Raw genomic sequence first — 20,534 nt, 5'->3', positions numbered from 1 at the left:
TGATTAGTTTACAAAGCTTTATTTCGTGAGCACAAACGATTGAGCAGGGGGAGCCGCCACATTGAGGTTTGGAAACACCCAGGTGTTTGTTACAGGGTTTTTGTAACTGTTGCTCTGGAACGAATCGGTGTAGATACGGGCATAAATCGTTTGCCCGGTTTTGAAACCTGCGGCCAGCAGATCATTTTTGGTGAATCCACTGGTCGCATTGTTACTAATCAGTGAAGTGAGTGGCGACGCAAACGTAAATCTGGTATTGGAAACAGTCGAATCGTTGCTCAGAAAGTGGCGTATGTACACCCGATCCGAAACAGTTGGGTTGGGACTAACCGTCGTTTGAAAGCTGACTCCACTGTTACCAGTATAAGTAGTTCCTGTAATCGTGAATGAGCGTATCGAGGTCGTTGTTTGCTGCCCCAATTGAACAGTATTGACCATCGTAGTCGGGGCCGTGGTAGCTTGCCTATGCGCTACATTGAACAACCGGTAGGTGCCATAACCATTTTTAACAAACGTCAGATTGTAATCGCCATAGCGCAGGTCTTTGAAAACGTAATTGCCCGAAGCGTCGGTAAGAGCGGTTTCAGCAGAGGGGCCATCTATGGATACCGTTACACCGCTGTGGTCGGCAAGCGTATTTGTCCGGCTATCCCACAGTTGAACCTGCCCGCTTAATTGCCCGCCAACTGGCACAACCGGATTATCCTCTTTTTTGCAGGATACGAATCCAGTAGCTAAAGCACTGATCAACAAAAGGTTTCTAACTGAGAAGCACATAGGTTTTAAGAAGCGAAGCAAAAGTATAGGCTTCGCAAAGAAGCAGAAAAGCCAACGTAGTCATATTGATGAATCGTATGATTCTACTGACAAACCGGCCTGTTTTGTACAGTAATTCTGGTAATAGATGCGTCATTATTAGGCGCAGCTAATCCAGTGAGGCAACCCGTTCCCGGTACAGTTGCCGCAGCCGCGCCCTGACCCTGAACAACCGCGTTTTTATAATACTTTTCTTGGTCTGATAGCGGAACGCCAGCTCATTCAAGGGAAGACGGTTGAAATAGAAATCCGTTAAGAGCTGAATTTCAGCCGGTTTTAGCTGTTTCATTACTGTGTCGAGTTGTTCCCATTGCTGATTCTGTTGCTCACTGACATCGGGCAGATTTAACAGCAGCAATGATTCGGGGTCGTAGTATAAAATGCGCAGACGACTTTGTTTATGAATATAGTCGAGGCAATAATTATGGGTGACGGCACACAGCCAGGTTTTAAAACGCGCACGCCCGGCAAAGCTCGTCATGCCCCGTGCCAGTCGGATGAATACCTCCTGCGTCAGGTCTTTCGCTTCTTCGTGCTGATGAGCGTATTGCCGACAGTATCGGTAGATCATGCCGTAGTAACGGGTATAAATTGCCTGAAAATAAGTTGCCTGTTGGGTCTTGATGAATAGGGAAACAAGTTCTTCGTCTGTTAGCGTAGAGGTCATATTGCTTACGGGTAAACCGCTATTTCAGGAATGTTGGATAACGGTAAATAAGAAAAAGCAGGTCTGTAGGTTTTATTAAGTAGATTTGCTCAATAGAATCTATCAGAACCTATAGTCAAAATTATCTGCCCACACCCGCTGTGCCAAAGCGAAATAAGAAACGTTGATGAACCTATTCTATCCGTGGGTTAACACTATCGATTCGTACATTAAATAAAAGTATCCATCAGTTTACCACCGTTCGTATGAAAATCAATAGCGTGATTATTGACGATGACAGTCAATGGCGGACCATTCTGACCAAAATGGTACAGATGAATCCGTTACTGCATCTGATTGGTAGCTGCTCATCGGCTATGGAAGCTTACGCGCTCATGACCGGCCACGAGGTCGATTTATTGCTCTGCGACATAGAGATGCCGGAAATATCAGGGCTGGCGTTTATCCGTAGCATGAAGCAGCCGCCTTTGGTGATTTTTGTTACATCGCACCGCGACTATGCGCTGGATTGTTACGAAGTATCGCCGGTCGATTTTCTGCTGAAGCCCATCGACTTGGCTCGTTTCTTACACAGTGTCGAGAAGGCACGGCTGCGCCTGCAACAACCTGCCGATCAAACCGCGCCGGTTCCCTACTTTTTTGTTCGCGAAAATCAGCAGTACGTACAAATTACCTACGACGACGTGCTGTATATGCAGGCACAGGAGAATTTTCTGCATATCGTTACTACGACGCAGACTATCGTTCCCACGCTATCCATCGCAAAGCTTGAAGAACAGTTGAAGGGCGACCATTTTCTGCGGGTTCACCGTTCGTTCATTGTTCACCGGGCTGCCATCAGTCGGATTGGTAAGAATGAGTTGATACTTACTACAGGGCAAACCATACCCATTGGCGATCAGTATCGGTCGCAACTGCACCGCAAGCATATTGGCAATCAATTGGTTAGCAGAACAATATAGTATGTGCTACTATTTCGTAGGCTGTAGAACCATCATTTTGCGGCATCTGCTTTTCCTGTCTATGATGGGAATCGGAACGAGGGCCGTCTGTAGCCCCGATTCTCTACGGCGGCAGTTGATAAGCACAACGTCGGATTCGGCACGCGGTCAGATCGCCTGGACATTAGCTGTCTATTACGAGCCTGAACAGACCGACTCCTGCCTGTATTATTTATACCAGTCGCTGGGTTCGATGCAACGCGCAGGTAATACGTCTGGCGTGGCGCGGGCTATGCACCGATTAGGCCATATGTATTTGTATGTAGTAAAAGATGAAGCTCGTGCAATACATTGGATAACAAAAGCGAAAGCCATAGCCACCCGTCATAACGACCACCGGCATCTGGCTGCGTGTTATCAGCTTTTGTGTGTCGTAGCCGTACATCAGCGGATGCAGAGCCTCCCTGAGCTGATGAATTTAGCTCTGCTTCACGCGCAAAAGACAAACGATTGGGAGGTCAGGGCCGACGTTTACGGCTTATGTAGTGAAATTAATATACTGCAACAACGGTATTCGCAGGCTAAGCCGTACTGCCTGCGGACTATGCACATTTATGAGCAGCATGATGTAGACCGCTGGATTACGATTGGTCTGGATTACTGTAAAATCTTACAGGCTCAGGGCCAACACAAACAAGCGTTGGCCGTTGCACGTCGTTTGGCTGCGGCTAAAAGTAAGTTACGTCAATCGAGGGGTTTTTTTATTTATAGTAACGATATGGCTCAACTGGCTATTTTTCTGAAGCAGTATGACGAGGCCGAATCGTATCTGCTGAAGGGGTTGAGCCATGAGCAAAAGCGTGTGAAGCCCGACACACTGCATTTACTCCACTATTACCGAACGCTTACAGAACTATATCTGGCCCAGAACGACTACAAACGTGCTTACGGACTAAGTAAGACGATAAATCAAATACAGTTATGGCTACAGCGCGTTCGCCAAACCCGTGATGCCAAAATTCAGGTGGCTGAACTTAAGGCGGCTGTAGCTATTGAACGGAAAGAAAAGGAATTGGCAACCCTCGAAACAAAGCAACGACAGCAACGTATTTATAACCTTATAGTTTTTAGCGTCTCTGTACTATTGTTAAGTTTTTTGATCGTACTCTTTCACAGTCGATGGCGTATCGAGCGACAGCGCATCCAGCTAATGCAGCTAAATCAGACGAAAGACAAGCTGTTTACCATTTTGTCGCACGATCTTCGGTCGCCGGTTGCGGGCCTGAAAAACTTTATTGCCCTCCACGATTGGGGTGTATTGAGCAAAGCCGAATTTAATCAATCAGTACAAAGCTTATCGGATCGGCTCACTCAGGTTAGCAACCTGTTAGAGAGTTTGTTAAGCTGGTCGGTGGCGCAGCTTGGCGGCCTTCGTGCCGAACCAGCCGTTGTATCTCTATCGGCCATAGTAGCGCAGGAAATTCGTTTGCTACAGACCGTTGCCGATGACAAACGCATTGACTTACGATCTGCTTTACCCGAAAATCTATGTGCTTTTGCTGATCCGAATCACTTATCAATTATCATTCGTAACCTGCTCCAAAACGCGGTGAAATTTACCCGACCTGGTGGTTCAATTGCAGTTGCGCACAAATATCATAGGCATAAAATTTGTCTCATAATAACCGACACGGGGGTAGGTATTCCTGCCGATACGCTCACTACGCTCTTCACACTATCCCGGAAATCAGTCCGGTTCGGGACCAGAAACGAACCCGGATTAGGCATAGGGCTAAATTTTGTGAAAGAGCTTGTAGACGCTAATAAGGCTGAAATTCAAGTAGAAAGCAGTGAAAACGAAGGCACTACATTCCGTCTTTATTTGCAGCGCGATTACAAGTATGAACCCACCGAAGCCGAAACCGTTGGTCATACCGTAGAAAGCATCTGACAAATCGCCGGAAGAACCACTACCGTGTCGTTACCTCCGACATGCTTCCAGCACCGGCTTTACTTCTTTGACGTCGGTTACTTTGGTTTCATTGCCCCACTCGTTGTAGATGTAGGTCACTAATTCAGCAATTTCAAGGTCACTAAGTTGGGGTTGGGCGGGCATCGGGCGGTTGTATCGCTTGCCATTCACCACAATCGGGCCCTGCTGACCATACCGAATCAAACAAATTACGCTGTCTTTTTTGGCTAAATAATCAGATCCGGCGAGGGGCGGATAGAGTGCCGCCAGACCTTTCCCGTCTGTTTGGTGGCAGTTGGCACAGTTATTTTTGTAGACCAGAATGCCTTCCGTAATGTAGCGTTGCCGTTTAATTTCATCATCGCTCTGACAGGAAAGGCTATAGAGCAGCGTAGCGGTCAACAGGGCCATGCCTGCCGGAAATCTGATTTGGTTAGCTCTCATCTAAAAACTTTCTGGCCTGCTGAATGCTGCCGTCAACTTTCGTTTTGATATGCGTAATCTGCTCTTTTTGGGTGTCTAAATAACGCAAACCATCTTCCTCCGATAGCTTATCGAGCGTATCGCTGTTGTATTGGTTCATCCATAACAACATCAGGCTGTCGGCTTCGGTTAAGTTTCGTTTGATGCGTAACGCCTGTTCGCGTTCTTCGTCGGTACGCAGGGTGGCAACTGCCGAACCTGTTTGTTTCAGACTATCTAATTCGGCTACGCGCTCCGTCAGGCGTTTTCGCAGCGCAAGAATCTGACTGGTCTTGGGCATAACCTGATCATGAATGGCGAAAACCTCGTTTTCGGCCTGATCAACAGCATCTTGCATACGACATGCCGATACCAGCAAACCCGAAAGCACCAGCACACAAGTGGTAAACCAGTTTCTCATAGACACATAACTATTTTTTCTACGAAGACAGTTTTACCGGTTTACTACTTGACGGTTGCAGCCGTTCGCTGTTTCAGAATCTCGCGGGCATTTTTCAGCGCACTCGCCGATGGATTCTTACCGCCAATCATCTGGGCAATCTCATTCACGCGCTCGTCAAACGTCAACTTTCTGATACGGCTAACGGTTTTATCGGCAGAGTGATCTTTATACACAAAATAATGCGCGTTACCCTGACCCGCAATCTGATGCAGGTGTGTAATGGCAATGAGTTGGTGGTTATGCGCCATTTCACGCATCATATTGCCCATTTTAATGGCAATTTCGCCGGATACGCCCGTGTCAATTTCATCGAAAATGATTGTTGGCAACGAGCGTTTGCTGGCTAAAATGTATTTAATCGCCATCATCAATCGCGAAAACTCACCGCCTGAGGCCACGTTTTTCAACTGCTGTGGCTTTATACCCTTGTTGGCACTGAACAGAAATGAGATAGTATCGATGCCGGTAGGTGTAGGTTTACCCGTTTCAGCCTGAATTTTCAGCGATGCATTGGGCATACCGAGGTCGTGTAGCAGCCCGCCAATTTCGGTTTCTATAGGCTGCAACACCGCGAGCCGGGCCGCAGACAAAGCCTGCGCACTGACCAGCAACTGGGCGCGGGCGTTTTCGGCGTCGGCTTTAGCAGCGGCTAAGCTGTCGTCCAAATTCAGTACTTTGCTCACCTTCTGCCCCAGCTCGTCGCGCAGGGCAATGAGTGCAGCTACGTCTTTAGCCTGGTGCTTGGTCTGAAGCTGATACAGCAGGTTAAGCCGTTCGCGGATGGTTTCGGCGCGGGCGTCGTCAATGTCTACCCGGTCCTGTTCAGTACTGATTTCATCGGCCAGGTCGCGCAGTTCAATCAGGCTGCTTTGTGCCCGTTGCTGCAATTGTTCGTATTGGTCCGAGAGCTTACTGATATAGGCCAGATTACTGACTACACCTTTTAAAAAGTCAATAATCGACTGTTCGGTATTGTCTAAATATTCATACGCCAACTGGAGCCGGGCTTTTATATCTTCTGCATTCTCCAGAATGGTCAACTCCTGTTCGAGTGTTTCCTGCTCGTCGGGTTGTAGCTGTGCTTTGCTGAGTTCTTCATACAGAAAACTGTTATAATCAAACTCTTTACGCATAGCCGCAGCCTCGCTCTGAAGCTGATCGTAGACAGATTTTTTGACTCTATACTCTTGATAATCAGTTCGATACTGGCGCAGTAAAGCATCGTCCTGGGCATAGGTATCTACAATTTCCAACTGATATTCATTGGAGCCGAGCAGTACGGAGTCGTGCTGCGAATGAATGTCCATCAACTGGCTCGACACCCGACGGAGCGTTTCTAAATTTACGGGTGTGTCATTGACAAACGCCCGCGATTTACCACTTACGCTAATCTCACGACGGACGATGCAGGTATCGGAAAAATCTAATTCTTCTTCTTCGAAAATGCGCTCGATGGCGTAACCTGAAACGCCGAACGACCCTTCGATGACGCACTTTTTTTCGGGATTATACAACACCCGCGTGTCGGCCCGATTACCCAGCAGTAGCCCAATAGCTCCCAGCATAATCGACTTTCCTGCGCCAGTTTCGCCCGTAATAATGTTGAGCTGACGGTCAGGGGCGAGTTCGAGTTCGTCGATGAGGGCGTAGTTTTTTATCAATAGATGCGATAGCATACAGCAGATTCCTTACAAAGCTAACAACGAGGGCGGATACTCGGTTCTGATTTTTTATTGCAACGCCGTATGTTCTCCATAGAAGACGGAGAACGTTTACTGCCCCGTGGTTATCAGTTTTCGGTACAGCTCGGTTTTGGCGGGGTCTAAAAACGAGAGGAGGTCGAAGGCTCGTTTCCGTTCGGTGGGTGTACCTTCGGCCAGGATGTTATACAGTTCCTGCGCTTTCGCATCAAAAAACGAGTTAATCACCACCGAAACAGGTAGTTGCAGGCCAATAGTGCGGATAGTAGCGAGCAGGTCGAGGGTTTGTTTTCGAACCTGTACGGGGTTAGCCGCAAACACGTCCAACCCCTGTCGGTGATACGCGTACATGCCATCGCGGAATGGCAGTAGTTGCTGATTCTGCAAATTTTCGATAAGCCAGTACCGGCTTCGCCGATCACCGCCTGCCTGCCACGCCGGATTCGGCGAACCCTGCTGAGCCAGATTTGTAATGGCGTAGGCTCGTTGAATAAACAGGTTGCCACCCTGCTTGCTGAACGTGTCGTAGTCAACGGCTAAAATTACGTTGGCATAGAAGGCCAGTAACGAAGTCAGGTCGTCGGAAAACTGGTTCTCACGAAAAAAAACAGGCGTAGTTGGTAGGTAAACGAAGTTGAAATTTCGGTCTACGTAACTGAAGATAGTACTCTCATAGTTGGAGCCATACACAGGCCGCGTGACCACAATTTGCGCCGTAGCTTCAAATGCGCCCTGTTGTAATGACTTGATCAGGTTGATATTCAGCGAACAGTTAATCCGCTCGGAAGTAGCAAACTGATCGTTGCTCCAGCGCCGGGTATTCATGAATTCAGTGATGATCCCTTTCAACTGATCCATGTACGAAAAATCAGTCTTTTGCTGGGCAAATAGCTGATCGGAGTTTATTGTGACCTGGCAATTCAGCTCCTGCGCCCGCACCGACCCGACGAAGCCAATTAATAGTAAGAAAATATGTACAATTCTCATAGAAACGAGTCAGGCAGAAGCCAGTTTTTGCGTTACAAGATTAACCAAATCCTGTGCCAGTTCAATCTTCGACTTGAGTGCAAATTCGTAGGTTTGCTCGTCTTTGTCAATAACGGTAATTTTATTGGTATCGTGCCCGAAACCGGCCCCGGCGTCGCGTAGGGAGTTCAGTACAATCCAATCGAATTGCTTGGCGTACAGCTTTTTAAGCGCGTTTTCGCGTTCGTTGTCGGTTTCGAGCGCGAAGCCCATGATAAGTTGCCCGTCGCGTTTCATAGCCCCCAGGGTAGCGGCAATGTCGGTAGTTTTCGTCAATTCAATCGAAAACGTATCTTCCTTCTTTTTAATCTTGCGGTCGGCAGGATGGGCCGGCGTGTAGTCGGCTACGGCGGCACTCAGTACCACCACGTCGGCCTCGGTAAAAGCGACCTGTGCAGCTTCAAACATCTGCCGCGCTGATAGCACATCCACACGGCGGATAGTCGGGTGGGGCAGGGGGAGGGCCGTGGGGCCGCTCACGAGCGTAACATCAGCACCGGCCTGCGCAAGCGCCCCGGCAATGGCATAACCCATTTTGCCCGTGGAATGATTACTAATGTACCGCACCGGGTCAATGGCCTCCTGCGTTGGTCCGGCTGTTACCAAAACACGCTTATTCAGCAGGGGTAGGGGGTAAGGGGCAGGGCTGGAAGGGTTTTCCGGCTTGTCTATTGACCAGAACGTTTCGAGGGTTTGGACGATGGTTTCGGGTTCGGCCAGTCGCCCTTCGCCTACCAGGCCGCTTGCCAGTTCGCCAAACTCGGCCCGAATGATGTGGTTGCCAAAGGATTCGAGTCGGCGCAAATTCTCGACTGTTGTGGGGTGACGGTACATATCGAGGTCCATTGCCGGGGCAAAAAACACCGGACATTTGGCCGATAGATACACCGCCGACAGCAGATCGTCGCACAGGCCGTGGGCGCAGCGGGCCAGCGTATGCGCCGAGGCCGGGGCAATTATGAACGCGTCGGCCCACAAACCTAACTCAACGTGGTTATTCCATGTACCGGCGGCTTCGTCGCTCACAAATCTGGTCAGCACGGGCCGTTTCGACAGCGTACCTAAGGTGAGGGGTGTAATGAATGCCTGCGCCGACTCGGTCATAATTACCTGAACCTCAGCCCCGGCTTTGATTAACAATCGGGTCAATAGTGCTGATTTATAAGCTGATATGCTACCCGTTATGCCGAGGAGAATGCGTTTGCCGGTCATTGAACGAACGAAGATTAAACCAAAAAACCGCACGGCGAATATACCGTGCGGCTAACTATATCAACATCGATAGACCCACTTATACCTGTGGATCTTCGTCGTTATAACGCCAGTAGACTTTGCCTTCCAGAAACTCATCGGTAGCCGTCGACGTTGGCTTCGGCATCCGCTCGTAGAATTTCGAAATTTCGATCTGTTCACGATTTTCAAACACTTCTTCAAGGTTATCAACCGCCGACACAAACTCAGACAGTTTGTTGCTCAGTTCTTCCTTGTTCTTGGTCGAAATCTGACGAGCACGTTTCGAGATAATTGATACCGATTCGTAGAGGTTGCCGGTTTGAGCGGCAATCTTGTCGTTGTCGCGGGTAATGATCGATTGGTTGGTTGCCATATGTTCACTGAATTAGTTTGCTGCCGTTACCTTCGCGGGGCGGTTGGGATCAGCCGTTTTTGCTTTTTGTTTTTCCTGCTCGCGCTCTTGCTCGAGTTTAACCAGTCGCTCGATTTCACGCTGACTGATTTCATACATTTTTTCTGACTCTTTCAGAAATTTGCTGTTCGGATATTTGTCCACGAACAATTGGTGATAACCGATTGCTTCTAAATATCGTTCCTTTTGCTTCGTCTCAAGGCTATTTTGAGCCAGACTAAACTCAGCATCAACCTTTAAGAAGGCCAATTCTTCGTTGTATTCCGAATCTGGAAATTCGCGCTGAAAGTTATTGATCGCAATAACCGACGATTTGTAGGATGCAATGTTGAAACCGCTGGTTTTGTAATACAATTTAGCCTTCTCGTAGGCTTTTCGCTCTAACTTTTTGCGCAAATCCAGAATCATGCTCGTGCATTCGTCTTTGTATTTGCTGTCGGGATAGGCGTTTACGAAATCCTGCAAGGCCGCCGTAGCGGTTAACGTATTCGACTGGTCGAGGTTGAACTGGGGCGTATCTTTATACAACGACAGGGCATACATGTACATGGATTCCTGCGCGTATTCACTGCGGGCGAAGGTTTCATAAAACTTCTTGAACAGTGTAGCACCTAGCAGATACTGTTGCTGATGATACTGCGTGTAGGCATAATAAAACTGAGCCATTTCCGACTCGTTACTGCCTTTCAATACCGGAATCAGTTCTTCAAACAGCACACCAGCCCGATACCAGTCTTCTTTTTTATAGTACTCAAGGGCACCTTTGTACTTCTCGTCGTCGGTTCCGCTCTTCTGCAATTTGGAGAACGGACTACACGATCCCAGCACAAACACAACCCACGTTCCCAGCAGAACTTTAACAAAATGACACTGTTGCATACCGCACAAAGATACAAAAAAAATAGAGGGCTACACCGTTTTAACGACGGCGCAGCCCGTATAGTACCAAAGCCCGGCAGGCTTCGTGTTAAGAACTGTTAATTATTGATGCCGAACCAATAGCCGTTTGGTCGCTACTTTGCGGCCATCGACCGAAAGCTGATACAAATAATAGCCCGTCGATAAGTCACGCGTGACGAGCCGGGCTTTGCGGTCGCTTCGGTCCAGTACATACTCTGCTACGGGCGACCCCAGCACGTTCAGCAACACTAACCGGGCATCGCCAGAAGCCCCGTTGCTGAACTGATAATCAACTTCAGCTACATCGTCGGCAGGATTTGGATAAACGTTCGATACCCAGATTTTTTCGTTGGCAAACAACCGGTCTTCTGCTTTGCCTTCTACAGCTGGTGCCGAATTACGCTCTGCCGAAACAACCGGCGTTACATCGGGACTGGCCGATGTGCGCGACGCCGACTTTGCAGCCGGACGCGCTACCAGCAGGGTACGGTAATGCTCGTTTATCGGAGCGTTTTTGCGGAGGTTAACGCCCCGGTCAAGGCCCGCTTCCGATGGCTTGGGTACGAGCGTGAAGCGCGTACCGGGGAGCGTAGCGGTGTTTGTTTTACGGTTTGGCGTGGTACGGCCCAGCTCCAGCCGACTACCCTTGCGGGCGTCTGAATCCCGCTGGGCAACCTGCGCCCGAAGCGGAATGGCTGCGGAGAGCAAACCAACCAACATACCAACAAGTATAATTTGTTTCATGAAAGCCTACGTCAATTGCACTTTTATTCACCACAAACGTATTCACGGAATAAGACAAAGTCAACGGGGGAGGGTTTAAAATATTGTTAAAATCCCTACGTATTTAGTTTCGGAACCAGTTTTTTAGGTAAAGGTTTGGGTTTTGGCTTAATTTTAATCGAATTCTTATTGCCAGCCTGCTCTGCGGGGGGCGTTTCTACCCACAACACCTGCCCTTTCGTCGGCTTTTCTGCGTCGCGCCACCTGAACCCATCCAACTGTTTGATGTCGTCGGTAATCTCGCTCGGCGGCACCAACTGCGCGTCGGGTTGCCCATAGAATCGAATCTGCCCCACTTTTGTATCATTGAACTCGATGTTCATCCGACTACATTCTACGTGATTCAGGCCAATCATTCGGTTCTTTTCGTCGACGGCGTAATAAATACTCTGCCCGTTCCCTTCCACAATCACGCGGTCGATGGTGGTTTTTTCCTGCTGCGTCACGGTCACAGACACGGGTTTTGTTGCTCGATTTGAGACAACCTTCGCCAACGACGCTGCCGACGTGCTTACACTGGCTGGCCGGGTCTGTTTTGTCGACTGAATGCCAGTCTTTGTGGCCTGAGCAGTAGGCGTTACCGTTGTAACAGAAGCAATTTTCGTGCTAAAATAGGCCGTAATGGTGCGACCTTTGATCTGGTTGAAATTCTTAAGCGTGTCGAGCGAAATCACGAACGATTTGCCCTTCATGAACATGGTGTTGATAACGTTATTTTTCAACAAAGCACGCATTGAATCTGCCTCCATCTGGTACTTATTCTGGCTCCAGACAATCGGCTTTTTGTAGAAGTAAATGGTAGAGTCGGCGGTGCTGTAAATTAGCGAGTCGCATTTGCTTTGCAGGTCCGACTTGAACACAAACACGTTTTTCTGCGCCAGAAACCGGCGCGTGTTGTTTACCTTGTTGTCAAACGAAAACAGCGTATCGGCTCTTAAATAGAGCGTGTCGTTGGTAGTTTCGTTGGCAAGGCTCTTGGCAACGGCATGGCCCGTTACGCGCGAAATGCCATTTTTGCCGTTGTATCGAACATGATCGCCCAAAATAATGGCTTTCCGATCTTTGGCAACCATGAGCACATTGCCCTTCGCAATGCCGAGTTCGGTGGTGTTGTCGTAATAGAGCGAGTCGCCGGTGAGCCGGTATTTGGGCGTTTCGACCGTGGCCCGTCGCTGAAAATTTGAGATGCCGGTTGTTGTGTTATACTGCCCTGCAACAGACGTGAGTACGCCATCTTTGTTGGTAATGCGGGTTGGCCCCTGAAACGTGGCGATACGGGTGTTGGAATTATACAGCAGCGAATCGGCGGTAAGCGTACCTTTGGTGTTCACGAGCCGAACGTTCTGTCGGAAAATAAACTGCTTGATACGGGTGTCATAATATCCTTCGCGACTGGTCAGTACGTTTTCCTTATCGACAATGCGGCCCGGTTTAGGATAATAGGCCATGCCCGAAAGCATGTCGTAGTCGAGTTGTGAGGTTGTCAGTGTCATTTTGCGGTCGCGCATGGTCACGCGTCCACGCAGGTTGGCCTGTCGGGTGTTCCCGTAATAAAACATGGTGTCGCTCCGAACGCTGATGGTGTCGCCCTGCACGAGCCGCACGTTGCCATACGCTTCGATAACGTTGGTCGTTACGTTCTGGATGGCGAGGTCGCAGAACATCAGCACACCTTTTTGCCGAAATCGAACGTTATTGTAAATTTTACGAACCACTTGCCCCGGCACCGTAATGCCCACTAAACTGTCGGCTCCGGACAGCAGTTCGACTTTGTCAGCCGCTCCCGAACGACCGGGCATACCGCCCACCTGCGCCCGTGCGCCGGGCGATAGCAGCAGAACCAATAAACCAAAACACCCAAACAGGCGGGTAAGCGAGCGAACCATGATAACAAAACTACGGCTTTGGGCCGGTGCCGGATGTTGACAGACCGTTTTTTAGGATATATTAACGAACAAAAGCTTTTCGCGCCCACCGATTGCGTACTACTGGCCGTAAGCGGTGGAGTAGACTCGGTTGTGATGACCGACCTATTTGGAGCCATTCACCAGCCGTTTGCCATAGCGCACGTCAACTTCGGGCTACGCGGGGACGAGTCGGATGCCGATGCCGTTTTTGTTCAAAACATAGCCGACCGCTACGGGGTTCCGTTTCACCTGACCCGCTTCGATACGGCTACGGTGGCTGCCGAACGGGGTATTTCGATTCAGATGGCCGCTCGTGAATTGCGCTATAACTGGTTTACGGCGTTGCTTCGCGAACACGGTTACGCCTGGGTGGCAACGGCCCATCATCAGAACGACGTGTTCGAAACGCTGCTGCTGAATCTGACACGCGGCACCGGGCTGGCCGGTCTGCACGGCATCTTGCCCCGCAGCGGCCCCGTAGTTCGCCCACTGCTCTTTGCCACCCGCAACGACCTGGCTGTTTATGCGCAACAAACCGGCCTTGTTCATAGAGAAGACAGTTCCAATGCCGAAGACAAATATGCCCGCAATCGCATTCGGCATCAGGTGGTGCCAGTGTTGACAGACCTTAACCCAGGCTTGCTGACCGATACCCTGCCGCGAACCGTTGAGCGGCTTCGGGCGGCTGAAGTGCTGGTGCAAACCGAACTTGCCCGGTCGTGGCATGCGCTGGTTACAAAACAAAACGACGCTATTTTCATTCCCGCCGATGCGTTGCTGACGCTACCGGAGCCGGGCTTTCGGCTGGCCGAGTGGTTGCGGCCTTATGGTTTTGGGCCGGAGCCGGTTGCCCAGATGCTGAACGCGCTGAGTCGGCAAAGCGGGCAGGCGTTTCTGTCGGCTACGCATCGAATTACGCACGAACGCGCCGGACTGTTGCTCGAACCGCTGCCTGTTGCTGCCGATTATGAACTGGTGCTGACCGAGTGGCCCGACACACCAATCGATGTAGCCGGGCAATTTCAGCTTACCGTATCCTGTTTCGATAAACCCGACGATTTTCGCCCGCCCGCCGATGCCGCCTTAGCCTGTCTGGACGCCGACCGGCTAACGTTCCCCATCATCATTCGCCCGTGGCGGCAGGGCGACCGCTTCCGACCGCTGGGCCTGAGCGGCACCAAACTCGTTAGCGATTTGCTGAACGATCTGAAAATCAGCCGCTCCGAGCGCGAACAAACGGCGGTGCTGTTATCGGGCGGAGACATCGCCTGGGTGGTTGGTCGACGGATTGGACACCGGTTTCGGGTTACGGGTGAAACGAACCGGGTGTGCTGGCTGATGAAAGCTGATTAGCACGCATACTCAAACGTAATGACTTTCTGAGATTGATACGTCTGACCGGTATCGAAAACTTTTGTTTAGAACTACGCGCAGGTCATAGAGATTCGGTTTCGGTAAAACCAGGCATATTTATAAGCTGAAAATCAACTCGCTATGCCTTTTTAAAGGGGTTGTTTAATTTTGGCACTTTATTTGATAGCTTTCGGCAAAAGCCCAAAGTTCTTTTTTAAAATCGAATACGCTCATGAATCGAATAGTACAGGTCTTGTTGCTGGCAATGCTGTCGTTGGCAAGTCTCACAGCTCAGGCACAGAGTGCACGGTTGCGGGCAGCCAACAGGCAGTTTGATAACCTTAGTTACGTCGGTGCGGTGCGGGCGTATGAGGAACTGCTGCGGGCCGACAAAAAGAAAGATCCCGCCGAAACCCGTGAAGCCCTGATCAAATTAGGGTACAGCTACCGTAAATTGCAGGATGCCCGCAACGCCGAGCGTGTGTACGGCGAATTGGTAAAAACATACACCGATCTCGACAGCGAAATCTACCTGTACTACGCGCAGGCATTAGCCACTAACGGCAAATACCGCGAGTCGCAGAAGATGTATAGCCAATACGGTGAAAAACAGGGTCAGGACTTGCGCGGTCGCCGGTTTACGGTATCGTATATGGACATGAACCGGTTTTATCAGGATTCATCATCGTACCGGCTTTATGATCTGCCCATTAACTCGCGGCAGGCCGATTTCAGCCCGATGTATTATAAAGGAGGATTGGTATTCGTATCGGCCCGCGACGAGTCGGGGGCTATCAAGCGGGTATTCAACTGGAATCAAACTCCATTCCTCGATCTGTATTTTCACCCCGATACCAATCAGTTACGCGTGCCGGGTTCGGTTGTTACGCGCTCCTCAAACGCGGCTGTGCTGGGTGGAGGTGGCGATGCCAAAGCCAATGAAACCGAAACAATAGTTGAACCGCAGAAGCTGACGAAGGCCGAAATTTTTAGCAAAACCCTCAATACCAAGTATCACGAGGGACCCATGACATTTACGAAAGACCAGAACTTCATTGTCTTCACGCGAAACAACACCGGCAAAGGCAAGTCGGGCAAAAGTTCGGATGGTGTGAAAAAACTGAAATTGTATTCAGCCGTCAATAAAAATGGTAAATGGGTTAGCATTCAGGAACTTCCATTCAACAGCAGCGAATATTCAGTAGGCCATCCGGCGTTCTCGCCCGACGATTCTAAACTGTATTTCGCATCGGACATGCCCGGTGGTTATGGTGGCACAGACATTTACGTGGTTGAATATAACAACGGCCAATGGGGGACACCCGTAAATATGGGTAAGGAAATCAATACTGAGGGTAACGAAATGTTTCCTTATGCTGATGAAGCCGGACATCTGTATCTGTCGTCGGATGGTCACGAAGGGCTGGGCGGTTTAGACGTATTCTATGCCGAACTGCGCGACGGTGTGGCCTACAAAGGCGTTCAGAACGTGGGCGCACCCATCAACTCGGAAAAAGACGATTTTGGGTTTATCACCGACCGGGGCCGCACAACGGGTTATTTCAGCAGTAACCGCAAAAAAGGGGTGAGCGACGACGATATTTATTCGTTCCGGCGCACCTGCAAACAGTTGAACGTGCTGGTGTATGACGCCAAAACCGGCACCCCACTCGAAGGAGCCGACGTTCGTATTGTTCGGAATAGTGTAAATCAGGATTTGCGCATTACCAACGAAGCCGGGCGCACTGACCTCTGCATCGATACAAACACCGAATACGAGTTTAAAGCCATCAAAGAAGGCTACGCCATGAACAGTGTTCGGTATTCAACTCTGACGCAGTCGCCGAAACCAACGATGGATTTGAAAATTTACCTCGAACGGTCAGAAAATACGCTGGTGAAAGGGGTAATTAAAACCGAAGTGAATCAGAAACCTGCTCCCGGTGTGAAAGTGACACTACGGAACGAAAAAGATAAATCGGAACAAACGGTAACGACCGGTCTCGATGGCGGCTACGAGTTTGCTACCAAACCGAATGCGCCCTATACGATTACAGCGCAGAAAGACCGTTATGCTACTAAAAAAGCACAGTATGGCAAGGCGAAGAAAAAAGCTGTTGTTACCGACTCGCTGGGGCTTTACGGTGTGGGCGACGTATTTCAGTTGAAGAACATTTATTATGACCTGAATAAGTTCTTTATCCGGCCCGATGCCGCCCGCGAACTCGACCACGTGCTGGCGATTCTGAAAGAATACCCGCAGATGCAGATCGAATTGCGTTCACATACCGACGCTCGGGCTACTGACATGTACAACATTCGCCTTTCTGAAAACCGCGCACGGGCCGCATTGGATTACCTGATTTCACGCGGTATTCCAGCAAGTCGCTTAGTAGCGAAAGGCTACGGTGAATCCGAAATTCTGAATGGTTGCGTAGATGGAGTTGCCTGTTCGGAAGATGAACACCAGCAAAACCGCCGAACCGAGTTTAAGATCGTAGCCGTGCAGTAATACGGGCTAATGCTCGCCTACAACACGAAAAGCTTATTCTGGTTTCAGCAGCCGCGCCGTTACGGACAATTGACCAACGTGCCGCATGGTATGCTCTGCCGCGTGGACGTACAAGCCAATAACCGTAGAAGGTAGTTTAGCCCGGCCTACTTCGCGCACTTCGGTCAGCGTGGCTTCATCGACTGTTTTCAATTGCGCCAGTGCTTTATCAATCTGTTCACCGAACCGACGCAGCAATTGCGCTGTGGTCATAAACGACCCTACCGGCTTGCTTTCCATCGACAAATCGTTCAACTGGCTGGGCGACAGACTTTCGCCACGGGCGTATGTACACATCCGGTCGAGAACGCCCGACAGGTGTTGCAGGTGAAAACCGACCGATGCAACAGGCTCGCCCGATGGCGAAGGCAGGCGTTCGCGGAGCAGCGCATCAGGAAAATCGTGCATCAGGGCGTTCACTTCTTCGCGGGCCTGCAACAGCGCATGGGCCACCGGCTGGAGCAGCCCCGGAATACCCGGCACCGGGCCACGCAGCCAAACTTCACGAGCATTGAGCGGAATCATACTGGTTTAATCTTCGTAATGCCCGAGGAGACTGTAGATTATAATCGTATCCTGAGTAACCTGATAAATCAATCGGTGCTCGTCGGTAATTCGCCGTGACCAGAAGCCCGACAAATTTGCTCTCAACGCTTCGGGCTTTCCCGTACCATCAAAGGGAGTACGTCGGCACTCGGTGATTAATCGGACAATGCGCTGATAAACTTTCTTGTCTGTTCTTGCCCAGTCAGCGAACTCATCAAATGCATCGCCTACAAACTCAACAGTTCTCATGAATTAATGCGGCTGTAAGGCTGAAGGTCAACGGCCTCGTCGTTGAGGAGTTGGTTTGCAACCTTATCAAATTCATTACCTTCGAATACATATTTAACCGATGCGGACTGGTTTTTCTGTATTTTTTTTAAAATAGCATCACTCGAAATTTCTTTCTCGTCCAATTCAACTGTAACTGTTACGCGCCCGTGCTTGAACAGCGATTTGATGCTATCTATCAGGCGGTTATCGAGTTCACTGGCGTCTAAATGATACGTGATCGATTGCATAGGTTCGTGTGTTTACCGGCATAACAAAAGTAACGCAGAATTGGCTCAAATCACGGTGCCGCCATCGGCGTAGAACAAACTGCCGGTGGTGTACGACGACGCGTCCGAAGCCAGCAACAGAGCCAACGGGCTAATCTCGTCGGTTGTACCCATGCGGGCAATAGGAATGCGCTGGGTGAAGTGTTCCAGAATCTGTTCGTTCTGCCAGAGTGCCTGCGAAAATTTGGTTTTAATCAGGCCCGGACAAATGGCGTTTACCCGGATGCCATCAGGGCCCCATTCTTTCGCCAGCACTTTGGTGAGCATGTTCAGGCTGGCTTTGCTCACGCTGTAAATGCCCAAACCGGGGTCGGGGGTGTGACCGGCAATGCTGCCCATCATGATGATGCTGCCGCCACCCCGCGCTTTCATGCTGGGGTAACACAGTTTGCTCAACTCGAACGGAGCCTTCACGTTGGCCTGCATGATTTTGTCGAAAGCCGACCCGTCGCAGTCAAGAGAAGGGCCGAAAACGGGGTTCGAGGCCGCGTTGTTGACCAGAATATCAATGCCGCCATAGGCTTCGATGGTTTTTTCGACCAACTGCTGTAATTGGGCCATGTCGCCAACGTGAGCGGCAATGCCGATAGCCTCGCCCCCCTGCGCCCTGATATCGTCTGCGAGGGCATCGCAGGCATCCTGCTTGCGGCTACTGACAACGACTTTGGCACCGAAACGGGCATAGAGCCGGGCAATGTCTTCGCCAATGCCTTTGCTGGCTCCGGTAATAATGGCAACCTTGCCCGTGAGGTCAAAAACGGCTTTTTCTGTGGTTTGCATGTGGGGTAAGAGATTTGGCTATGACACAGAGATACACAGAGGACGCACAGAGATTCGCAGAGAATATTTTACTTATACTATTTTGACTTGGCTATGACGTATTGCTGACGCGAGTGAGACGCAAAGGATTGCGTCTCTACGTCGGATGGTCAACCGTAGAGACGCAACCCTTTGCGTCTCCTCATGCGTCAGCAATACGTCATAGATGATTCCATTGGGTATTAATCTCTGTGTATCTCTGCGTCTCCTCCGTGTCATAAAAGTTACTTCTCGAAGAAACACACTGTTCCGCCGACCCAGTCTTTGTTCTTGTTGAAATTCACGCCGATCATTTCGCCCCGGCTCAGACGGCCCAGATTGGTAATCAGCGTGGGCCTGCTGTCGGCTTTCGGCCAGATGAACAACATCCGAATTTCGCACTTCACCAATCCGTCGGGCGACTGAATAACTGGCTCGTATTTTACCTTGCGTTGCAGCAGATAGCCGCTGCGCTGCCCGGCAGGAATTTCGTCTATGTCGGCCTGCGTAATGTTAATTTTTACACCACTACCAGCGAACGAAAACAGCGGTTTCAATACATAATTTTCCAGATCGGATGGGTACTCGCTCAGGTCAGACAGGAAATGACTAACAGGAACATACGGGCTGTTGAGCAGGGGCAGCGTGTATTTACTGATGCGGAAAAACCAGTTCGGATGACCCACCCACTCCACGTCTACGTCATCGGTCAGTTGGAAATCGGTTTGCAGGTCGGTTATGTGCTGCAACTCATCGAAAATCAGGCGGTTATAGATGCGTTTGATCTGCACCCTGCGGCCATCGCGCTCGTAGAACAACTGCCGCCCTTCTTTGCTGATTTTGGTCAGACACACGGCTCTCACGCCAGTGGCTTTTTCGGTCAGTACAAAGTCGATGCGGGTTTTCTGCTTGTCGGGGTAGATTTCCAGCAGAATCACCTCTTCCGGGTTGCAATCACCCAGCAGGAGTTGCCGCAGGTTGTCGAGATAGGCTTCGTTGGTCGATACGGAGAACAAGTGCGACAAATCTGCCGGTATCGGATAATTGGCCCGGAACTGCGACGCCAGATAGGGCTGAAATCCATAAAGCGACGGAAATCCCTGTAATTCAATTAGCTGTGGTGTCAATTCGCCAGTATCATCATGGCAAACGGCGAAATCAACGGCCAGAAACTGAGTATGTTCGTCTTCGTTTGGTACGCGCTGACCGGCAGGAATAGCGGCCTCGGTCAGCGTTTTGAAATCGTCGCGAGTCAGCGTGTCGATAATGTCATCACAGGCCGTCAGTAGCTTATTAGTCAGAATTTTGGGCACGAACACGGGCGTTTCGGCCACGCGGAAATCCAACTGACCGGGCAGGTCGGCGTGAATCTTATCTATAAATGCCTGATAGGTTTCAGGGCTAAATGCCGAATTGAAGGTTTGGCGGGCAGACTGAATCATTTTTT

General features: G+C 50.1%; 20 protein-coding genes. 4 read left to right on the top strand and 16 right to left on the bottom strand.

Features of this window, described 5'->3' with window-relative positions:
• Positions 1-18: 18 nt before the first annotated feature.
• A complete protein-coding gene (locus tag AWR27_RS12180) occupies positions 19-753 on the bottom strand; it encodes a carboxypeptidase-like regulatory domain-containing protein (RefSeq protein WP_198045134.1) in 735 nt (244 codons plus the stop codon).
• A 172-nt stretch (positions 754-925) separates the two neighbouring features.
• Positions 926-1,483, bottom strand: coding sequence for an RNA polymerase sigma factor (locus AWR27_RS12170; RefSeq protein WP_077131425.1), 558 nt, complete (start codon positions 1,481-1,483; stop codon positions 926-928).
• Between the two features lie 245 nt (positions 1,484-1,728).
• Between AWR27_RS12170 and AWR27_RS12165 the strand changes: the two genes are divergently transcribed.
• Positions 1,729-2,445, top strand: coding sequence for a LytR/AlgR family response regulator transcription factor (locus AWR27_RS12165; RefSeq protein WP_077131424.1), 717 nt, complete (start codon positions 1,729-1,731; stop codon positions 2,443-2,445).
• Positions 2,446-2,506: 61 nt separating this feature from the next.
• Positions 2,507-4,375 carry an ATP-binding protein gene (locus tag AWR27_RS12160; RefSeq protein ID WP_198045133.1) on the top strand — a complete coding sequence of 623 codons (1,869 nt, stop codon included), beginning with the start codon at positions 2,507-2,509 and terminating at the stop codon, positions 4,373-4,375.
• Between the two features lie 30 nt (positions 4,376-4,405).
• On the opposite strand, the gene AWR27_RS12155 is transcribed toward AWR27_RS12160, so the two are convergent.
• The 9 genes from AWR27_RS12155 to AWR27_RS12115 all read right to left on the bottom strand — a co-directional run bounded on the left by AWR27_RS12155 (position 4,406) and on the right by AWR27_RS12115 (position 13,261).
• Entirely contained in the window at positions 4,406-4,807 is a 402-nt protein-coding gene (locus AWR27_RS12155; protein ID WP_083732830.1) for a c-type cytochrome, read from the bottom strand.
• Positions 4,808-4,829: 22 nt separating this feature from the next.
• Positions 4,830-5,279: a viral A-type inclusion protein gene (locus tag AWR27_RS12150; protein ID WP_077131421.1), complete on the bottom strand. Its 450-nt coding sequence runs from the start codon at positions 5,277-5,279 to the stop codon at positions 4,830-4,832.
• Positions 5,280-5,323: 44 nt separating this feature from the next.
• Positions 5,324-6,997, bottom strand: a complete 1,674-nt coding sequence (gene recN, locus AWR27_RS12145; RefSeq protein WP_083732829.1) for a DNA repair protein RecN — start codon at positions 6,995-6,997, stop codon at positions 5,324-5,326.
• 96 nt (positions 6,998-7,093) lie between these two features.
• The gene (gene porD / locus AWR27_RS12140; protein WP_077131419.1) at positions 7,094-8,008 is read right to left on the bottom strand and encodes a type IX secretion system protein PorD; all 915 of its coding nucleotides are present in this window, start codon (positions 8,006-8,008) and stop codon (positions 7,094-7,096) included.
• A 9-nt stretch (positions 8,009-8,017) separates the two neighbouring features.
• Positions 8,018-9,259 carry a bifunctional phosphopantothenoylcysteine decarboxylase/phosphopantothenate--cysteine ligase CoaBC gene (coaBC, locus tag AWR27_RS12135; RefSeq protein WP_077131418.1) on the bottom strand — a complete coding sequence of 414 codons (1,242 nt, stop codon included), beginning with the start codon at positions 9,257-9,259 and terminating at the stop codon, positions 8,018-8,020.
• Positions 9,260-9,338: 79 nt separating this feature from the next.
• Entirely contained in the window at positions 9,339-9,653 is a 315-nt protein-coding gene (locus AWR27_RS12130) for a DNA-directed RNA polymerase subunit omega (protein WP_077131417.1), read from the bottom strand.
• A 12-nt stretch (positions 9,654-9,665) separates the two neighbouring features.
• Positions 9,666-10,571, bottom strand: coding sequence for an outer membrane protein assembly factor BamD (locus tag AWR27_RS12125; protein ID WP_077131416.1), 906 nt, complete (start codon positions 10,569-10,571; stop codon positions 9,666-9,668).
• 102 nt (positions 10,572-10,673) lie between these two features.
• Complete coding sequence (locus AWR27_RS12120; RefSeq protein ID WP_077131415.1) at positions 10,674-11,336, bottom strand: T9SS type A sorting domain-containing protein; 663 nt, start codon at positions 11,334-11,336, stop codon at positions 10,674-10,676.
• Positions 11,337-11,431: 95 nt separating this feature from the next.
• Positions 11,432-13,261, bottom strand: a complete 1,830-nt coding sequence (locus tag AWR27_RS12115) for an OstA-like protein (protein WP_077131414.1) — start codon at positions 13,259-13,261, stop codon at positions 11,432-11,434.
• Positions 13,262-13,294: 33 nt separating this feature from the next.
• Here AWR27_RS12115 and tilS point away from each other — a divergent pair, with 33 nt between their 5' ends.
• Together tilS and AWR27_RS12105 are read left to right on the top strand one after the other, a co-directional pair.
• Positions 13,295-14,635, top strand: coding sequence for a tRNA lysidine(34) synthetase TilS (gene tilS / locus AWR27_RS12110; protein WP_077131413.1), 1,341 nt, complete (start codon positions 13,295-13,297; stop codon positions 14,633-14,635).
• Between the two features lie 232 nt (positions 14,636-14,867).
• Positions 14,868-17,147, top strand: coding sequence for a carboxypeptidase regulatory-like domain-containing protein (locus AWR27_RS12105; protein ID WP_077131412.1), 2,280 nt, complete (start codon positions 14,868-14,870; stop codon positions 17,145-17,147).
• A 33-nt stretch (positions 17,148-17,180) separates the two neighbouring features.
• Here the strand turns inward: AWR27_RS12105 and AWR27_RS12100 are convergent, their stop codons facing one another.
• The 5 genes from AWR27_RS12100 to AWR27_RS12080 all read right to left on the bottom strand — a co-directional run bounded on the left by AWR27_RS12100 (position 17,181) and on the right by AWR27_RS12080 (position 20,529).
• Complete coding sequence (locus AWR27_RS12100) at positions 17,181-17,711, bottom strand: DinB family protein (RefSeq protein WP_077131411.1); 531 nt, start codon at positions 17,709-17,711, stop codon at positions 17,181-17,183.
• A 6-nt stretch (positions 17,712-17,717) separates the two neighbouring features.
• The gene (locus tag AWR27_RS12095) at positions 17,718-17,981 is read right to left on the bottom strand and encodes a Txe/YoeB family addiction module toxin (protein WP_077131410.1); all 264 of its coding nucleotides are present in this window, start codon (positions 17,979-17,981) and stop codon (positions 17,718-17,720) included.
• Positions 17,978-18,250 carry a hypothetical protein gene (locus tag AWR27_RS12090; RefSeq protein ID WP_077131409.1) on the bottom strand — a complete coding sequence of 91 codons (273 nt, stop codon included), beginning with the start codon at positions 18,248-18,250 and terminating at the stop codon, positions 17,978-17,980. Before AWR27_RS12090 ends, AWR27_RS12095 begins: the two co-directional genes overlap by 4 nt.
• Before the next feature lie 45 nt (positions 18,251-18,295).
• On the bottom strand, positions 18,296-19,069 hold the full coding sequence (locus tag AWR27_RS12085; RefSeq protein WP_077131408.1) for a glucose 1-dehydrogenase: 774 nt from the start codon (positions 19,067-19,069) through the stop codon (positions 18,296-18,298).
• Between the two features lie 263 nt (positions 19,070-19,332).
• Positions 19,333-20,529 carry a hypothetical protein gene (locus AWR27_RS12080; protein WP_077131407.1) on the bottom strand — a complete coding sequence of 399 codons (1,197 nt, stop codon included), beginning with the start codon at positions 20,527-20,529 and terminating at the stop codon, positions 19,333-19,335.
• Positions 20,530-20,534: the final 5 nt, after the last annotated feature.

This window comes from Spirosoma montaniterrae (assembly GCF_001988955.1).
In the GTDB taxonomy this organism is placed as follows: Bacteria; Bacteroidota; Bacteroidia; order Cytophagales; family Spirosomataceae; genus Spirosoma; species Spirosoma montaniterrae.
Note: the sequence above shows the minus strand (reverse complement) of the source record. Positions and strands in the feature narration are given on the sequence as shown.